11 protein-coding genes, 1 tRNA gene and 1 pseudogene are annotated in these 16,372 nt (G+C 70.5%); 3 read left to right on the top strand and 10 right to left on the bottom strand.

Translation table 11 applies throughout. The annotated features are described in order from the left end of the window. Positions 1–24 precede the first annotated feature (24 nt). The gene (locus AB0M26_RS00980) at positions 25–4,137 is read left to right on the top strand and encodes a Pls/PosA family non-ribosomal peptide synthetase (protein ID WP_365252391.1); all 4,113 of its coding nucleotides are present in this window, start codon (positions 25–27) and stop codon (positions 4,135–4,137) included. A gap of 232 nt (positions 4,138–4,369) precedes the next feature. On the opposite strand, the gene AB0M26_RS00975 is transcribed toward AB0M26_RS00980, so the two are convergent. Continuing rightward, on the bottom strand, positions 4,370–5,182 hold the full coding sequence (locus tag AB0M26_RS00975) for an alpha/beta fold hydrolase (protein WP_365252388.1): 813 nt from the start codon (positions 5,180–5,182) through the stop codon (positions 4,370–4,372). A gap of 209 nt (positions 5,183–5,391) precedes the next feature. Then, positions 5,392–6,423 carry a medium chain dehydrogenase/reductase family protein gene (locus AB0M26_RS00970; RefSeq protein WP_365252386.1) on the bottom strand — a complete coding sequence of 344 codons (1,032 nt, stop codon included), beginning with the start codon at positions 6,421–6,423 and terminating at the stop codon, positions 5,392–5,394. A gap of 21 nt (positions 6,424–6,444) precedes the next feature. Here AB0M26_RS00970 and AB0M26_RS00965 point away from each other — a divergent pair. Beyond that, a pseudogene (locus AB0M26_RS00965) lies at positions 6,445–6,543 on the top strand (TetR/AcrR family transcriptional regulator); the annotation flags it as partial. Positions 6,544–7,270: 727 nt separating this feature from the next. Here the strand turns inward: AB0M26_RS00965 and AB0M26_RS00960 are convergent. The 7 genes from AB0M26_RS00960 to galU form a co-directional block, all read right to left on the bottom strand. Then, positions 7,271–7,344, bottom strand: a tRNA-Ala gene (locus AB0M26_RS00960). Between the two features lie 101 nt (positions 7,345–7,445). Continuing rightward, the gene (gene glpR, locus AB0M26_RS00955) at positions 7,446–8,657 is read right to left on the bottom strand and encodes a gephyrin-like molybdotransferase receptor GlpR (protein WP_365252383.1); all 1,212 of its coding nucleotides are present in this window, start codon (positions 8,655–8,657) and stop codon (positions 7,446–7,448) included. Positions 8,658–8,808: 151 nt separating this feature from the next. Then, on the bottom strand, positions 8,809–9,432 hold the full coding sequence (locus tag AB0M26_RS00950; protein ID WP_365252986.1) for a GNAT family protein: 624 nt from the start codon (positions 9,430–9,432) through the stop codon (positions 8,809–8,811). A 2-nt stretch (positions 9,433–9,434) separates the two neighbouring features. Then, the gene (locus AB0M26_RS00945; RefSeq protein WP_365252380.1) at positions 9,435–9,929 is read right to left on the bottom strand and encodes a MogA/MoaB family molybdenum cofactor biosynthesis protein; all 495 of its coding nucleotides are present in this window, start codon (positions 9,927–9,929) and stop codon (positions 9,435–9,437) included. Next, complete coding sequence (gene moaC, locus AB0M26_RS00940; RefSeq protein WP_365252377.1) at positions 9,926–10,495, bottom strand: cyclic pyranopterin monophosphate synthase MoaC; 570 nt, start codon at positions 10,493–10,495, stop codon at positions 9,926–9,928. The genes AB0M26_RS00945 and moaC overlap by 4 nt, the downstream gene beginning before the upstream one ends. 54 nt (positions 10,496–10,549) lie before the next feature. Then, complete coding sequence (glp, locus tag AB0M26_RS00935) at positions 10,550–11,830, bottom strand: gephyrin-like molybdotransferase Glp (RefSeq protein ID WP_365252983.1); 1,281 nt, start codon at positions 11,828–11,830, stop codon at positions 10,550–10,552. A gap of 94 nt (positions 11,831–11,924) precedes the next feature. Then, the gene (galU, locus tag AB0M26_RS00930; RefSeq protein ID WP_365252374.1) at positions 11,925–12,848 is read right to left on the bottom strand and encodes a UTP--glucose-1-phosphate uridylyltransferase GalU; all 924 of its coding nucleotides are present in this window, start codon (positions 12,846–12,848) and stop codon (positions 11,925–11,927) included. An 82-nt stretch (positions 12,849–12,930) separates the two neighbouring features. Between galU and AB0M26_RS00925 the strand changes: the two genes are divergently transcribed. Further along, positions 12,931–13,533, top strand: a complete 603-nt coding sequence (locus AB0M26_RS00925; protein ID WP_365252371.1) for a 5-formyltetrahydrofolate cyclo-ligase — start codon at positions 12,931–12,933, stop codon at positions 13,531–13,533. Between the two features lie 75 nt (positions 13,534–13,608). Here the strand turns inward: AB0M26_RS00925 and AB0M26_RS00920 are convergent, their stop codons facing one another. Beyond that, positions 13,609–16,365: a penicillin acylase family protein gene (locus tag AB0M26_RS00920; RefSeq protein ID WP_365252368.1), complete on the bottom strand. Its 2,757-nt coding sequence runs from the start codon at positions 16,363–16,365 to the stop codon at positions 13,609–13,611. Between the last annotated feature and the right edge of the window lie 7 nt (positions 16,366–16,372).

The following is a 16,372-nucleotide window of genomic DNA, read 5'->3' as shown; positions in this document are numbered from 1 at the left end:
GATCGACCGTATGAGCACCGCCGTATGAGCACCGAGGCACGCCGCACACAGTCCCACCAAGGCCGGGACGTGCCCCCGTCCGCCCGGGCGGGCCCGGTGCTGGTTTCCCCCGGACACGAACAGACGGTCCGCTGGCGCCACGGCGAACGCCTGGAGCACCTTTTCGAGGCCCGCTGCGACGTACTGCGGCAGAGCGGCGGGGACAGGCGCCCGGCCGTGGACGAGGGCAACTCCGTCCTCACCTACGACCAGTTGGACGCCCGGGCCAATCAGCTCGCACGCCACCTCCTGGCCCGGGGCGCCCGCCCCGGCGACCGCGTCGGGCTCCTCTTCACCCGGGGGGTGCACGCGTACGTCGGCATGCTGGCGGTGCTCAAGGCGGGCGCCGTGTACGTACCCCTGGACGCCGCGTTCCCGCCCGACCGGCTGGCGTACATCGTGCGGGACGCCGGCGTCCGTACCGTCCTCGCGCACACGCGGTTGCGGGACCGTCTCGAGCACACGGGCGCCGCCGTGCTCTGCGTCGACGAGGACGCGGCGCTCCTCGCCGCCGAGGACCACAGGCGCCTGCGGCGCGGCGAACGCGGCGACCCGCCCGACGACCTCTGCTACATCATCTACACCTCCGGTTCGACGGGCCGCCCCAAGGGCGTGGCCATCACCCACGCCGCCATCTGCAACTTCGTCCGCGTGGCCGGCGAGGTCTACGGGCTGCGGCCGGACGACCGGGTCTACCAGGGCATGACCATCGCCTTCGACTTCTCGGTCGAGGAGATCTGGGTGCCGCTGATGGTCGGCGCGACCCTGGTCCCCAAACCGGCAGGCTCCCCGCTCGTCGGCCGGGATCTGTGGGAGTTCCTCGACAGCCGCTCCGTCACCGCGCTGTGCTGCGTGCCCACACTGCTGGCGACGCTGGACGACGAACTCCCCTCACTCCGCTTCCTGCTGGTGTCCGGCGAGGCCTGCCCGAAGGACCTCGTCACCCGCTGGCACCGGCCGGGGCGGCGTTTCCTCAACGTCTACGGCCCCACGGAGGCCACCGTCACCGCGACTTGGACGCCCGTCCACCCGGACAAGCCCGTGACGATCGGTGTGCCGCTGCCCACCTACTCGGCCGTGATCCTCGACCCCACGGCCCAACGGGCCGTCGGCGTCGGCGAACTGGGCGAGATCGGCATCGCGGGCGTTGGCCTCGCCCGCGGCTATCTGAACCGCGACGACCTCACGGAGCGGGCCTTCGTCGAGGACTTCCTCCGGATCGGCAACAACCCGTCCGGCAGGATCTACCGGACCGGTGACCTCGGGCGGGTCAACGACGACGGCGAGATCGAGTACCACGGCCGCATCGACACCCAGGTGAAGATCCGGGGGTACCGGATCGAGCCGAGTGAGATCGAGTCCGTCCTGCTGCGGGTCCCCGGCATCGCCCAGGCGGTCGTCGCCACCCATGAATCCGCACCCGGTCTCGTCGAGCTGGTCGCGTACTACAGCCCGCAGCCGAACGCCGACCGGCCGACCCCCGGCCGTATCCACCAGGAGCTGCGCGCCCGGCTTCCCGCCTACATGGTGCCCGCGTACCTGGAGGAGGTGGCGGCCCTTCCCGTCCTCCCCAGTGGCAAGGTCGACCGCAGGAATCTCCCGGCGCCCAGCGGCCCGCGGAGCCCGGCCACCCGCCCGTACACCGCTCCGTCCTCCGGCACCGAGGCGGCTCTGGCCGGTCTGCTGGCCGAGGTCCTGCGCCTCGACCGGGTCTCGGCCGACGGCCACTTCTTCGACGACCTCGGCGCGAACTCCCTGCTCATGGCACAGTTCTGCGCGCGCGTGCGGAGGCGCAGCGGGCTGCCGTCGGTGTCGATGCGGGACATCTACCTCCACCCGACGATCAGCGGCCTCGCCACGGCGCTCGCCGAAGCCCCGCCGGCCACCGTCGACGCGCCGGCGACGGAAGCGCCGCCGGTCGAACGGCTCCCGGGCGTCCCGCGCTACGCCCTCTGCGGGGTGCTCCAGCTCCTGCTCTTCCTCGGTTACGTCTATGCCGGTTCACTGCTGCTCATCGAGGGCTACCGCTGGGTCGCGGACGGCGGCGGGCTGATCGACGACTATCTGCGCTCGACCGCGTTCGGCATCGCTTCCTTCCTGGGCCTGGCGACGTGTCCGGTCGTGGCCAAGTGGGTCCTCGTCGGGCGGTGGAGACCGTGCGAGGTCCGGCTCTGGAGCCTGACGTATGTCCGGTTCTGGACGGTCAAGACGCTGATCCGGATGAGCCCGATGCTCTTGTTCGCCGGTTCGCCGCTGTATGTGCTCTATCTCAGGGCCCTCGGCGCGAGGATCGGGCGCGGCACGGTGATCTTCTCGCGGTCGGTTCCCGTCTGCACCGACCTGCTGACGGTCGGCGAGAACACGGTCATCCGCAAGAACGCCCTGATCAACTGCTACCGCGCCGAGGCCGGCCGGCTCCGCACCGGTCGCGTGACCCTCGGTGACGACGTCCTCGTCAGCGAGCACACGGTGATCGACATCGGGGTGACGATGGGCGACGGCGCCCAGCTCGGCCACGCCTCCTCACTGCACCCCGGGCAGACCGTGCCCCCCGGCGAGTCCTGGGCCGGGTCACCGGCCCAGCGGACCGGCACCGACTTCAGGGCCGTCGAGCCGGCGCGCTGCGGCACCGTCCGGCGCGTTGTGTACGCCACCGCGCAGCTCCTGACCGTGCCCCTGCTCTACGTACCGGTGGGCCTGGGCGCGCTGGGCGCGCTGCTCCCGCGATTCCTCACCGCGGACGGTCTCGACCTGACGAGCCCGGCGTTCTACCTGGACCAACTGGCCGCGTCCCTGGTGCTGTTCTTCGGCCCTCTGCTCGCCGGGCTCGCCTTCGTCGTGACCGTCCCCCGCCTGCTGAATGGCGTCCTCAGGCCGGACCGGGTCTATCCCCTCTACGGGTTCCACTACTCGGTCCAGCGGACGATCGCCCGCCTCAGCAACATGTCGGCATACATGGGCCTCTTCGGGGACAGTGCGTTCATCGTCCACTACCTGCGGTCCATCGGCTGGGACCTGTGCAAGGTCGTGCAGACGGGCTCGAACTTCGGTGTCGCGCAGCAGAACGAGACGCCGTTCCTGGCGGTCGTCGGCAGCGGCACGATGGTCTCGGACGGACTGTCGGTCATCAACGCGGAGTTCTCCAGCACCTCCTTCCGCGTCACCAGGACGGCCGTGGGACCGCGCAACTTCCTCGGCAATGACGTGGCCTACCCGTCCCGCGGTAGGACGGGCGAGAACTGCCTGCTGGGGACGAAGGTGATGGTGCCGGTGGACGGCGAGGTTCGCGAGGGCGTCGGGCTGCTGGGGTCGCCCTGCTTCGAGATCCCGCGGTCGGTGCAGCGCGACAGCAGGTTCGACCATCTGAAGAGCGGCGAGGGGCTCCGCCAGGGGCTCGCGGGGAAGCGACGCCACAACACCGTCACGCTCGTCCTGTTCCTGCTCGTGATGTGGATCGAGTTCTTCGTCCTGCTTCTGCTCGCGGTGCTCGCCGCGGACCACTACACGGCTCTCGGCGCCCTGGCGGTCGCCGCCGCCCTTCTGCTCGGTCTGGCCTTCACCATCGCCTTCTCCACCCTGGCCGAAAAGGCCGCGCTCGGATTCCGCTCCCTGCGCCCGCGGTTCTGTTCCATCTACGACCCGCAGTTCTGGCAGCACGAGCGCATGTGGAAGCTCAGCATGGTCCCGCTGTTCAACGGCACTCCCTTCAAGCCTCTGCTGTGGCGGCTGGCGGGCGTACGTATGGGCCGCAGGGTCTTCGACGACGGCTGCGGCATTCCGGAGAAGACGCTCGTCACGATCGGCGACGGCTGCGCGCTGAACATGGAGTCCACCGTCCAGTGCCACTCACTGGAGGACGGCACCTTCAAGACCGGCCGCATCACGATCGGCGCCAACTGCACGCTGGCTCCGGGCGCGTTCGTACATTACGGGGTGACGATGGGCGACGGCGCGACTCTGGGCCCCGACTCGTTCCTGATGAAGGGCGAGGAGATCCCCCCAGGGGCACACTGGCGCGGCAACCCGGCGCGGGAAGCCGTCCCCGCGCGCGCACGTCACGGTGTCGCCGCTGACGACCACCGCAGGGACACCGATTGACCGGGGCTGGTCGCGGGGTCGTCACGGCCGGCACCAGCCCTCAACTCCCCTCCCCCGCCGGGCTGGTCGCCCCGTCCCGCTCTGCAGCCGCGTCTGCATTGCCCGGATCTCGTCGCTCTTCTGTGTCGCCGCAACAGCGATTGTTCGTTCGTCCTCGGATCGCGAGGCTGTTTCGACGTATGCGCGGGCTTCGGGACCCACATACGCCCCCTCGGGCTCCACATACGCTCCGTCAGGCGGCCCGCTTCTCGACCTCACGCCAGAAGAGATCGACGCGGTCATTCCATTCGTCGGGGATCTCCTGGAAGGGCTGGTGTGCCTCCCCCTCCAGTACCACGAATCGAGCGCCGGGGATTCGGGCGGCGACGTCGCGGCAGACTTCGGGGCGGCAGACGGAGTCTCGGCCGCCGGCGAGGACCAACGTCGGCGCGCTGATGTCCGGCAGGCGGTCCCTCGTATCGTGATCGACCAAGGCGTCGAGAAAACGCCGGACGTCCGCGGCCGTCTGCTTGTGCGGGAACGCGAGCACTTCCTCGATGAACTGGTCGACGGTCCCGTCGTTGTGCGCCCGGGCCGTGTAGATGTCCAGGAAGAAGCCCTCCAGGAACGCTCGTTCACTGGGTGCCACCTCGACCAGCCACTGGATGAACCGCAGCCACCGGCGCAGGTAGTGGTCCTGCACCGCCCACGTGCTCTGCAGGACCAAGCTGCGCACCATCTCGGGGTGGCGGAGCGCCAGTTCCTGGCTGATGGTGCTGCCGCCGGAGAAGCCCGCGACGTGGGCGGAAGGAATGTCCAGCGCCCGCAGCACCGCAGCGGCGTCATCGGCCATGATCTCGGCCGAGACGCGTCCCTCGGGCATGGCCGTCCGGCCCGCCCCGCGATTGTCGAAGGCGGTCAGCCGGTAGCGGTCGGACAACCCGTCGAGCTGGAACTGCCAGGACTCGCAGGTGTCCCCGAGGCCTCCGATCAGCAGAACATCCGGTCCGGTCCCGGCCTGCTCGATCCAGATGTCCAGCTCACCGGCGCGCGCGTGCCGTCCCATCGGTCAGCCCTCCTTGGATTGCCGTGCCGGTTCCGCCCTCACTCCAAGCATCCGCTTGTGGAGCAAGCCCCGCCAGGCGGATGGTCCTTGGAGAGGCTTGCGAAACGGGAGACGCGGACGGCCGGTCCACGGGAGGGGTCCGATCACCCCTCGGAGTTCGCGCTGTCTGCCAGTGAGCGCGCCTCATCCGCAAGCTCAGCATCACAACGCTACGGGTTGAGGACGATCTTGCCGGAGACGGTGCCGGATTCAGCCAGCCGCAGTGCGTCGGCGATACGGGTGAGCGGCAGCTGGGCAGCGATCTGCGCGGTGACATCACCGCGCTTCAGGGCCGCGAACACCTGGGTGAGGTCGTTCCGCATCCGGGCCCGGAACCGGTTCCTGGCCAGGGCCCGCCCGGCCCAGACGTTGTAGAAGTAGGCCCTGCGGCGGTTGGGCAGCACGTTCCACATCCACACTCGGCCCAGAAGCTTGAACACGGGCCACTGCTTGGACCCCTCATCGTCCCGAGTGGAGGCGCTGCCGTACGAGACGAGCGTGCCGCCGCGCGCGAGGACGCTCCAGGAGTCGACGATGCCACGCCCGCCGACATGGTCGAAGACGGCGTCCACCCCGCCGGGGGCGAGCTCGCGGACACGTGCCGCGACGTCCGCGGTGCGGTAGTCGACCGGGGTGACGCCCCGGTCCCGCAGGGCCTTGTGGTGGCGCGCGGACGCCGTGCCGATCACCTTCACCCCGACAGCCTGGGCGAGCTGGACCAGGACCGAACCGACGCCGCCGTTGGCGCCGTGGACCAGGATGGTCTGGCCGGCGCGGACGCGTGCCTTGCGGTGCAGCAGCTGCCAGGCGGTGATGCCGTTGACCACCAGCGTCTCGGCGTCCGCTGCCTCGACGCCACTGGGGACGGGCACCACGTCGGCCGCGTCGACGAGCACGTGGCTGGCCCAGCCGCCGACCTTGACCATCGCGGCCACCCGTATGCCCACCAGGCTCGGCTCGACGCCCTCGCCGGTGGCATGCACCGTGCCGACCAGGTCGTATCCGGGCACAAAGGGGTACGGCGGTTGGTCGAAGTAGCGTCCGCGCCGCATCTGCTGCTCGGCGAAGGAGACCCCGGTCGCCTCCATCCGGATCACCACCTGTCCCGGTCCCGCCGTCGGGACGGCTCCGTGCCGGATCTGGAGTCCTTCCGGCTCCACCTTGCCCGGCAGTACGACCTCGACGAGCTCTTCGGTGTTCATGACGACCTCTTGCGTTACTTGGGTGTTCTGTCACTGGAACTCGCGGGCCACTTCGCCGGGATGGGTTTCGACCCGGCGCTGCTCTTCGCGGCGGAAGTGGACGTCCTCCTGGCACGTTGACCAGGCCCCACGTGGTTCGACATGGTCGATACAACCAGTCGGCCTCGCTTGCCGCGGTCCCTGCGGGCACGATGGGTCGACAGCGGCCCGCCATGTGACAACAGTTGATGGGAAAGCCCCGACATCGCATGGCTGCCGTGGCAGACAGGCCTGAACACGTCGGATGTTGCAATTCCTGGCGTTTCGCTGATCGTTCGGTGTCGTGCCCGGCCCGGCTCGAGCAACGTTCGCGAACGCCGGTCAGTGTGCCAGATCCCGAGGTCGGGACAGCTCCCTTGCCGACGCGCCGGCGTACGGACAGAGGACGACGTGCCGCGTGCTTTCCCGTACAGGGCGCTGGCTGAAGGCCTGGTGTCCTGAACGTCCCGTGCCTGCCGCTCGGATGACCGCGGATGACTCTCGCTCATGGCAATTGGTTCGGACTACCCAGAGGATCTTGGCCCGAAAGCGGACCACCCTCACCGCGAGCGCGGAGCCCTTCGAAGGGGACACGGTGAGTGCGAGCTGCGCCGCAGACCGTTGCACGCTGCCACGCCCGCGCAGCTGAAGCGCGTCGCTCGATCGCTCCCACCCCCCGCACGCACTGCGGAAGGCCACTGAGCCTCGCCCCGCCAGTACTGGGACGCCGCTCCAACAGCCCCCCGAAAACGCGAATTCCCGCCCGATCCATAGGATCGGGCGGGATCTCGTGAACCATCCCCGAGCCGACTCAAGAACAGTCCCAGTGTGGACCTGAGGGGATTTGAACCCCTGACCCCCTCGATGCGAACGAGGTGCGCTACCGGTCTGCGCCACAGGCCCTTGCAACGGGTGAAACCTTAGCATCCCGGCCCGGGAGCCTGGAAATCCGTTCCGGGGCCGGTGCGCTGTGTGCGCCGGTCAGGCGTGTGCGAGGGAGCGACTCACTCGTTGGCGGCGCGCGGGCGGTCCATGTCGCCAGCGTCCGCGGCCGGTGCCGTGCCCGCAGACGGCGGAGCGTACTGGTCGAACAGGGGCGTACGGCCCCGCTCCCGGGCCCGGCGGCCCGCTGGGCGCCGGGCGGCGGGCCCCGACTCGTCCGAGGCGGCGGCCTCGGCGGCGGGACCTGCGGTGCTCGACCGCGCCGAGCTCCATGCGTCGGGGGCGTCGAGGTCCAGACTGCCGGTGGCCCGCGGCGCGACGGGCGCGGTTACATACGTGGGCAGCGGCACCGGAACCGGGTCCCAGCTGTCGCCGTCGGCCGCGCCGCGACGGCGCTGCTGGTCGACCCACTCCGCGTGGTCGGTCTGCTCGACCAGGGCCCGCCGGCCGGCGGCGTGCGGGGATGCGGGCACCGGGGCGTCGGCGGCCGGGGCGTCCGGGAGGGAGGCCCGGCCCTCGTCTCCGGAGTCGTCCTCGGCACCCGGTTCGGGGCGGGCGGATGTGCGGGGGCGGCGCTCACGCAGTCGCTGCGCCGCGGCCTCCGCCCGGCGCCGGTCCATGGTCACGGCGAAGCGACGGCGCTCCTGGACGCGCAGGTGTGCGATGTAGAGGCTCAGAAGGACGGCCGGAACGGCCGGGGCCCATAGGAAGGCCAGCCCGCCGACCGCCGCGACGATGGAGCCGAGGGTGAAGCCCAGGAAGAGGACCATCGTGGTGCGCCGGCGCCGGGCGATGGCCTTGGAGCGCCGGGCCCGCTGGGCGGCCGACAGCGCGGGGCGCTGTGCGGCGGGCCGGGGCGCGGGGCGCTCAGCGCGCTCTCGCGCCGTGCCCTCACGCCCGTTCGCGGCTTCGTCCCGCCGGCGGTCCGCCTCGTCACGCCGGTGCAAGGCTTCCTCGGGACTCGTGGTGCGCAGCAGCGTCCGGGTGGAGGCGGACACGGCGAAGGCCCGGACGTCGACCGATCCGGTCTGGGCGTCCGGCTCGGCACTCCGCCCCGGTTCCTCTTCCTCCCCGTCGGCGGAGCTTCGCTTCTCCAGGTCCTTGGCGTACCGGCGCTCCATCCCCGCCCGTCCGGCGAGCAGCCGGATGGCGGTGCTGAAGCGTTCCGTCGGACGGGCTTCGTTCAGCTCGTCCTGCCTACGGAGCCACATCGGCACCAAGTAGGCGGCCCAGGCCCCGACAATGACTGCGTAGATGAGGCCGCTGCTGCTCACGCCTCACACGGTAGAGGGGTTTGCATGGGGCCATCTGCCAATTGGCGCGGTGTGTCGCACGATCTGGCTGATATCTCGAACTTTTCTTGTGATTGTTGAGATCAGCAGACGGCGGAATGTGATCTACTGCGGTCAATTTCGAACAGATTTTTTATTTGTACGCCGTTCCCGGACGCGACCTGTGCCACCGCGCGACCATGCCCTCGGGGACTTCCTCCGCCGTCAGCGCGTAGACCAGGTGGTCACGCCAGTCGCCGTCGATATGGAGGTAGCGCGGACGCAGCCCCTCCTCGCGGAATCCGAGTTTTTCGACGACTCTGCGGCTCGGTGCGTTCTCGGGGCGGATGCAAACCTCGACGCGGTGCAGCCCGACCGTACGGAAGCAATGGTCGACGGCGAGTGCGACGGCGGTCGGCATCACCCCGCGGCCCGCCACGGCTTGGTCGACCCAGTAGCCGATGTGGCCCGAGCACATCGAGCCCCAGGTGATTCCGGCGACCGTGAGCTGCCCGACGAGTCGCCCCCGGAACTCGATGACGAACGGCAGCATGCGTCCGGCGTGGGCCTCCCCGCGCAGGTGGCGGACCATCTGCCGGTAGGTGGGGCGCTGGGTCAGCGGCCCGCCGGGAGCCGGGGGCGGGACGGTCGCCTCCCAGGGCCGCAGCCAGTCCCTGTTACGGCGGTTGACCTCGCGCCAGAGGCGCTGGTCGCGCAGCCTTATGGGACGGAGGGCGACATCGCCGTCCGCCAGCTCGACGGGCCAGGGGACGTTCAGGTTCAGCTCCCCGCTGGTCTGGGGTGGTCGCCGCCGCGGATCTGGTCGACGGCGTGGACGAGCAGGCGCTCCAGCACGGCCAAGCCGTCCCGGACACCGCCGGTGGAACCGGGGAGGTTGATGATCAGCGTAGTCCCGGCGACGCCCGCCAGCCCGCGGGAGAGTACGGCAGTGGTCACCTTGGCCAGCCCCTCGGCGCGGATCGCCTCGGGGATGCCCGGGATCTCGTAGTCGAGGAGGCGGTGCGTCATCTCGGGGGTGCGGTCGGTGGGCGAGATGCCGGTGCCGCCCGTGGTGAGCACTACGTCGTACGCGGCGGCGACCGCCTCGCGCAGGACGACCTCGACCGACTCGCCGTCCGGGACGACGCGCGGCCCCTCGGCCTCGAAGCCCATCGCGGCCAGGCCCTCGACGAGGAGAGGGCCGCCCTCGTCGGCGTAGACGCCGGCGGCCGCACGGTTGGAGACGGTGACCGCCAGGGCGCGGTAGCGGCTCATGCGCCGCCCCGCTCACCGGCGCCACCCGGCTCACTGCCCCGCTCACCGGCGCTGCCCCGATCACCGGGTCGGGTGTGCCCGCCTCCCGGCCGGTGCCAACTCCCGGACTTTCCGCCGGTCTTCTCCTCGACCCGCACGTCGGTGACGCCCGCCGCCTTGTCCACGGCCTTCACCATGTCGATCACCGTGAGGGCCGCGACCGAGACCGCCGTCAGGGCCTCCATCTCCACCCCGGTCCTGTCCGTCGTCTTCACGGTGGCGGCGATCTCCACCGCGTCGTCCGCCACCCCGAGGTCGACGGTGACCCCGGAGACGGCGAGGGGGTGGCAGAGCGGGATGAGGTCCGGGGTCCGTTTGGCCCCCATGATCCCTGCGATACGGGCGGTAGCGAGGACATCGCCCTTGGGCAGGCCCTCCCCCCGCAGCAGCTCGACGACGCGCGGCGAGACCAGCACGCGCCCCGTGGCCCGGGCGGTCCGCGCGGTGACGTCCTTCCCGGAGACGTCGACCATACGGGCGGCGCCCGCGTCGTCGAGATGCGTGAGGTGCTGTTCGCCGCTGCTCATCGTTCTCCCGGTCCGGTATCCGTGGGCAGACACCGTACCGGCAGCGGCGGTCAATCAGTCGAGGAGGACCACGGTCACCTCGGCGCCGGGCTCCACGGATGTGGTGTCCTCGTCAACAACGATCAGGGCGTTGGCGTGGGCGAGGGCCTTCACCAGGTGGGAGCCCGCGCCCCCCACAGGGGTGACGGTCCCGTCCGTGTACCGCCCGCGCAGGAATTGGCGCCTCCCCTTCGGTGAGGAACCGATGCCCTGCGGGCACGTCGCGCGGACGGTCTCCCGCTCGACCGCCTCGAGGCCCATGAGGGAGCGGATGGCGGGGCGTACGAACAGCTCGAAGGAGACGAACGAACTGACCGGGTTGCCGGGCAGGGCGAGCAGTGGCGTGCGGTCGCGGCCGATCCGCCCGAACCCCTGGGGTTTGCCGGGCTGCATGGCGAGCTTGCGGAATTCGACCCGGCCGCGTGTGGCGCCGTCCTCCCCGTCCCCCTCGAAGCGGGACAGCGCCTCCTTTACCACGTCATAGGCGCCGACACTGACGCCGCCGCTGGTGACGATGATGTCGGCGCGGATGAGTTGGTCCTCGATGGTGGAGCGGAGGGTGGCTGCGTCGTCGGCGACGGCCCCGACACGATACGCGATGGCTCCGGCGTCGCGGGCGGCCGCGGTGAGCGCGAAACTGTTGGAGTCGTAGATCCGGCCGGAGCTCAACGCCTCGCCCGGCGGGACGAGTTCACTGCCGGTGGACAGGACGACGACCCGCGGGCGGGGGCGGACCCTGACCGTGCCGCGGCCGGTCGCGGCGAGCAGCCCGATCTGCGTGGGGCCGAGGACCGTCCCGGCGGTGAGGGCCAGTTCCCCCACGGAGGCGTCGGATCCACGTCGGCGGATGTGCGCGCCGGGCTCGGCGGCCCGGTGGATGCGGACCTCGCCGGTGGCGCCCTCGGGGGCGTGTGCCGCGGCCGCCATGCCGGAGGCCGGTCCACCGCCCGTACCGCCGTCGGTCCACTCGACCGGGACGACCGCCTCGGCGCCCGGCGGGAGTGGTGCGCCGGTCATGATGCGGGCGGCCTCGCCCGGGCCGACGGCGGGCGACTCCCCACTGCCCGCCGCGACGTCCCCGACGACGGTGAGAACGGCCGGGTGCTCCCCGGTGGCGCCGGCGATGTCGACGACCCGGACCGCGTAGCCGTCCATGGAGCTGTTGTCGAAGGGCGGCAGGGCGGTGGGGACGGTGACGTCCTCGACCAGCACACAGCCCTGGGCGTCGAGGAGTTGCAGCTCGATGGGCTCCAGCGGCCGGACATGGCGGAGGATGTCGTCCAGATGCTCCGTCACCGTCCAGACGCGGTCCTGCTCTCCCCGCGCCGCGCCGTGGCCCGGGTCCGTGCCGGACCGGTCGTCCCCCAGCCCGCCCGTGGCCGCGGCCCGGTCAGCGGTGTCGCTCAACGTGGTCCATCTCCTCCGTGACGTAACTGCGAAGCCAGGCCCGGAAGTCCGGTCCCAGGTCTTCACGTTCGCACGCCAGTCGGACAATGGCACGCAGGTAGTCGCCGCGGTCCCCGGTGTCATAGCGGCGGCCCTTGAACACGACGCCGTGCACGGGGCCGCCGAGCGTCGGGGTCTCCGCGAGCGTGCGGAGGGCGTCGGTGAGCTGGATCTCGCCACCGCGGCCCGGCTCGGTCTTCCGGAGCACCTCGAAGACGGCCGGGTCCAGGACGTAACGGCCGAGGATCACGTAGTTGCTGGGCGCCTCGGACGGCTCGGGCTTCTCCACCAGGTCGGTGACCTGCACGACGTCGTCCTCGCCAGTGGCCCGGATCGCCGCACAGCCGTAAAGGTGGACCTGGGCGGGGTCGACCTCCATCAGCGCGATGACGCTGCCGCCGTGTTGCTCCTGCACCTCGATCATGCGGGAGAGCAGCGGGTCGCGCGGGTCGATGAGGTCGTCGCCGAGGAGGACGGCGAAGGGCTGCTCGCCGACGTGCGGGGCGGCGCACAGGACGGCGTGGCCGAGGCCCTTGGGGTCACCCTGGCGGACGTAGTGCATGGTCGCCAGGTCGCTGGACTCCTGGACACGGGCGAGGCGGGACTCGTCGCCCTTTTTCAACAGGGCCGATTCCAGCTCGTAGTTGCGGTCGAAGTGGTCCTCGAGGGGGCGCTTGTTGCGTCCGGTCACCATGAGGACGTCGGGAAGACCGGCGGTCACGGCCTCCTCCACCACGTACTGGATCGCGGGCTTGTCGACCACCGGCAGCATTTCCTTGGGCGTGGCCTTGGTGGCCGGAAGGAACCGGGTGCCGAGTCCTGCGGCGGGGATGACCGCCTTGCTGATCCGGGAGCGCGATTGAGTCATGCGGCACACCATAACCGGTGAGTATGAGGAGAAGATGGGGCCCTGATTCATACGTTCTCATAAAGAGAGGTTTGTGCCCACCGTGAGTCGAAGTCACGCTAGGAAAGCCGAGTTGCGGCGGGATCTCCTGGCGGTAAGAGCCCGGTTGACAGTGGATGACGTCTCGGAGACCGGCGCGGTTCTGGCGCGGCGGGCCCTGGAGCTGCCGGAGCTGGCGGAGGCGCGCACGGTCGCCGCGTACGTGTCCGTGGGGCGCGAACCGGGGACGCGCGCGCTCCTCGACGCGCTGCGCGCCCGGGGTACCCGCGTCCTGCTGCCCGTACTTCTCGAGGACAACGATCTGGACTGGGGCGTCTACGAGGGCGCGGACCGGCTCGCGGCCGCCCGGCGCGGGCTCCTGGAACCGGAGGGCGGGCGGCTGGGCCAAGAGGCGATCACGACCGCTGACGCCGTGCTGCTGCCCGGCCTCGCCGTGGACGAACGGGGCCTGCGCCTCGGCCGCGGCGGCGGCAGTTACGACCGGGTCCTGGCCCGGCTGGAGCGGGCGGGTGCCGACCCGGCTCTGGTGGTGCTGCTCCACGACGGCGAGCTGCTGGGCGCGGGCGAGGTCCCGGCCGAGGCGCACGACCGGCCGGTGCACGCCGCGGTGACGCCCTCGGGGGTCCGCCGCTTCGCACGGGCCTGAGGTCCGTCTTCAACCGCGCGGCCCCGCTCACCGGCATGGACGCGGGGGCAGGGCCGCGGTACCGGCGGACAGGGCCTACGGCGTCAGGGCCAGCGTGTCCGTCGTCGCTTGCCGGACCTTCCCGTCGGTGAACGCCCAGGGCAGCAGTTCGCCCTTGGCCCACTTCTCCGTCTGATCGGTGTAGTGCGGGTTGTAGGCGTGCCCGGACGCTCCTGAGAGGTTGATCCAGCGGGACTTGTCCATGTCCCCCAGGTTCACGATCATCCGCATCGACGGCACCCAGATGACGTCGTACCCGCCGGCCGCGTTCCAGCCGGTGGCGTCGACCGCGGCCTCTCCGCCGCCCAGATTCCACGGGCCCCGGTTGAGGAGGTGCTGGACCATGCCGGGCCCGGAGGTCCCGAGCGTCTGGTTCGTCAGCGTGAGCTGATGCAGGCGGCCCCAGCTCCAGGTGTCGATGTCCTTGCCGAGCTTGGCTGTGAGCTCCGAGCGGGCGTCGCGCATGGCGTGGGCCAGGAGCTCGTCGCGGCTGCGGTCGCCGGGGTTGCGGACGGTACCGGTGGTCTTCCACCAGTCGTTGTTCTCGTCCTTGAGGATGGTCCGGACGACCTCGTACCAGCGGTCGCCGCCGTCGGGCTGCGCCTGGTTCGCGGCGCGCTCGCCGCATTCGCGTACGGTCCTGGCGTTGCCGTCCAGGTCCTCCAGCGGGCCGGCGTCGTCCGCGGGGCGCACGCGCAGGCACTGGCCCTTGACCCGTACCTCCTTGGGCAGCTTGTTGCCGAACGCGAGCTTGAGGGTGTTGCGCCAGACCGCGTTGAAGTAGGCGGCGGCTGCCGAGTCCGCGTCCTGGGTGTAGTCCCAGCCCTCCAGGAGTTTCTGAGCCTCCCGTACGAACGGGTCCTTGACGTCGATCTTGAGGAGGTACGGCGTCAGCAGCTCGGCGATCTCGCTGCTGTTGTCGAGCTGCATGGACTGCATGTCGTCCGTCGAGATCTTGCCGCCGTCCTTGATCTTCAACTGGATCAGGTCGTTGATCCGCTGGCTGCGCGCCCCGTAACCCCAGTCCTCGGTCAGGTGGTACGGGTAGGCGCGCTGATCTATGACGGCCTGGTTCGCGGTCACGATATAGCCCCGGGAGGGGTTGAACTCCCAGGGGAGCGCGGACTGCGGGATGTAACCCGTCCACTTGTAGCGGGAGTCCCAGCCGGGGGCCGGATAGCGTCCGTCGGCGGGGTGACGGCCGTCGCCCTTGCCGCGGACCGGGATGCGGCCGGGCGCCTGATAGCCGATGTTGCCCCGGGCGTCGGCGTAGATGATGTTCTGCGAGGGGACGTCGAAGGCGGCCGCGGCCTTGCGGAAGCTCGTCCAGTCCTTGGCGGTGTTCAGCCCGAAGAGCGCGTCCATGGATGTGCCGGGCGACAGTGCGGTCCAGCGCAGTGACACCGCATAGCCGCTGCCTCTGTCGGGTGCGGCGTCACGGACGGGGGCCTGCTTGCCCACCTTGCCCAGCTCGTTGTTCCGGTCGGACACGATCGGCCCGTTCCCGGTCGTGCGGATCGTGATCTCGCGCGAGTCACCGTCGGCGACCTTGATGGTCTCCTTGCGCGTCTTGAACGGGAGCTGCTTGCCGTCGGAGAGATAGGTGCTGCTGGTGACCTTCTCCAGATAGAGGTCGGAGACGTCGGCGCCGAGGTTGGTGAAACCCCAGGCGATGTCCTTGTTGTGACCGATGACGACACCGGGCATACCGGAGAAGGTGTAACCGGCGACGTCGAAGTTGCAGGACTCGCTGACGGTGCGGCAGTGCAGCCCCATCTGGTACCACAGGGAGGGCATCTGCGGCGCGAGGTGCGGGTCGTTGGCGAGGAGCGGTTTTCCGGTGGCGCTGTGCTTCCCGGACACCACCCAGGAGTTGGAGCCGATGCCGCTGCCGTTCGGGCCGAGCAGCGCGGGGACCTCCTCCAGGGTGCGCGACAGGGACGAGAGCTGGGTTGCCACGTCCTGGGTCGCGCCGCCGACTCCGCTCGCCCCGCCCGCACGGGAGGCGGCGCCGGTCGCGGCGGCCTTGGGGTCGAACTTGTTGGTGACGCCGTTCACGGCCCCGCTTCCGACAACCGGCTGGTTGCGGTCGTACGGGTAGTCCGGGTAGAGGTCCTCGATCTGCCGCGGGGTGAGACGGCTCGACATCAGCGAACGGTCGATCTCCTCCTGCATGTTGCCGCGCAGGTCCCAGGCCATGGCCTTGAGCCAGGCGACCGAGTCGACCGGGGTCCACTTCTCCGGGGTGTAGTCGTGGCTGAGGCCCAGCGCCGCGTACTCGACGGAGAGGGCCGAGCCCTCGTGGTCCGCCACATAGGCGTTGACGCCCTCGGAGTACGCCTGGAGGTACTGCTTCGCCCGCGGCGACAGCTTGGTGTCGTACTCCTCCTGGGCAACCTTGCGCCAGCCCAGCGTGCGCAGGAAAGCGTCGGTCTCGATCTGCCCCTTCCCGAACATCTCGGACAGCCGGCCCGCCGTCATGTGCCGGCGTACATCCATCTCCCAGAAGCGGTCCTGCGCCTGGACGAACCCCTGGGCGCGGAACAGGTCCTCGTCGGAGTCCGCGTAGATCTGCGGGATGCCGTGGTCGTCGCGCTTCACCTCGACCGGCCCGGAGAGGCCCTTGAGCTTGATCGAGCCCGTGGTCTCCGGGAACGAGGCACGCACGGTGCTGACGCTCCAGTAGGTGCCGTAACCGAAGCCCGTCAGCAGCAGCACCACGACTGCGATCACGAGGAGGCGGGCACGACGACCCTTCTTATTGCCGGAAGGGCCGGTCTTGTTGGCGGGCATCGCTGTC

The organism is Streptomyces sp. NPDC051776 (assembly GCF_040681345.1).
In the GTDB taxonomy this organism is placed as follows: Bacteria; Actinomycetota; Actinomycetes; order Streptomycetales; family Streptomycetaceae; genus Streptomyces.
This window is presented reverse-complemented; position numbering and strand designations above follow the sequence as displayed.

Coding starts and splice junctions, on each gene's coding strand:
- AB0M26_RS00980 (WP_365252391.1), top strand. CDS start 25: ATGAGCACCGAGGCACGCCGCACACAGTCCCACCAAGGCCGGGACGTG.
- AB0M26_RS00975 (WP_365252388.1), bottom strand. CDS start 5,182: ATGGGACGGCACGCGCGCGCCGGTGAGCTGGACATCTGGATCGAGCAG.
- AB0M26_RS00970 (WP_365252386.1), bottom strand. CDS start 6,423: ATGAACACCGAAGAGCTCGTCGAGGTCGTACTGCCGGGCAAGGTGGAG.
- AB0M26_RS00945 (WP_365252380.1), bottom strand. CDS start 9,929: ATGAGCCGCTACCGCGCCCTGGCGGTCACCGTCTCCAACCGTGCGGCC.
- moaC (WP_365252377.1), bottom strand. CDS start 10,495: ATGAGCAGCGGCGAACAGCACCTCACGCATCTCGACGACGCGGGCGCC.
- galU (WP_365252374.1), bottom strand. CDS start 12,848: ATGACTCAATCGCGCTCCCGGATCAGCAAGGCGGTCATCCCCGCCGCA.
- AB0M26_RS00920 (WP_365252368.1), bottom strand. CDS start 16,365: ATGCCCGCCAACAAGACCGGCCCTTCCGGCAATAAGAAGGGTCGTCGT.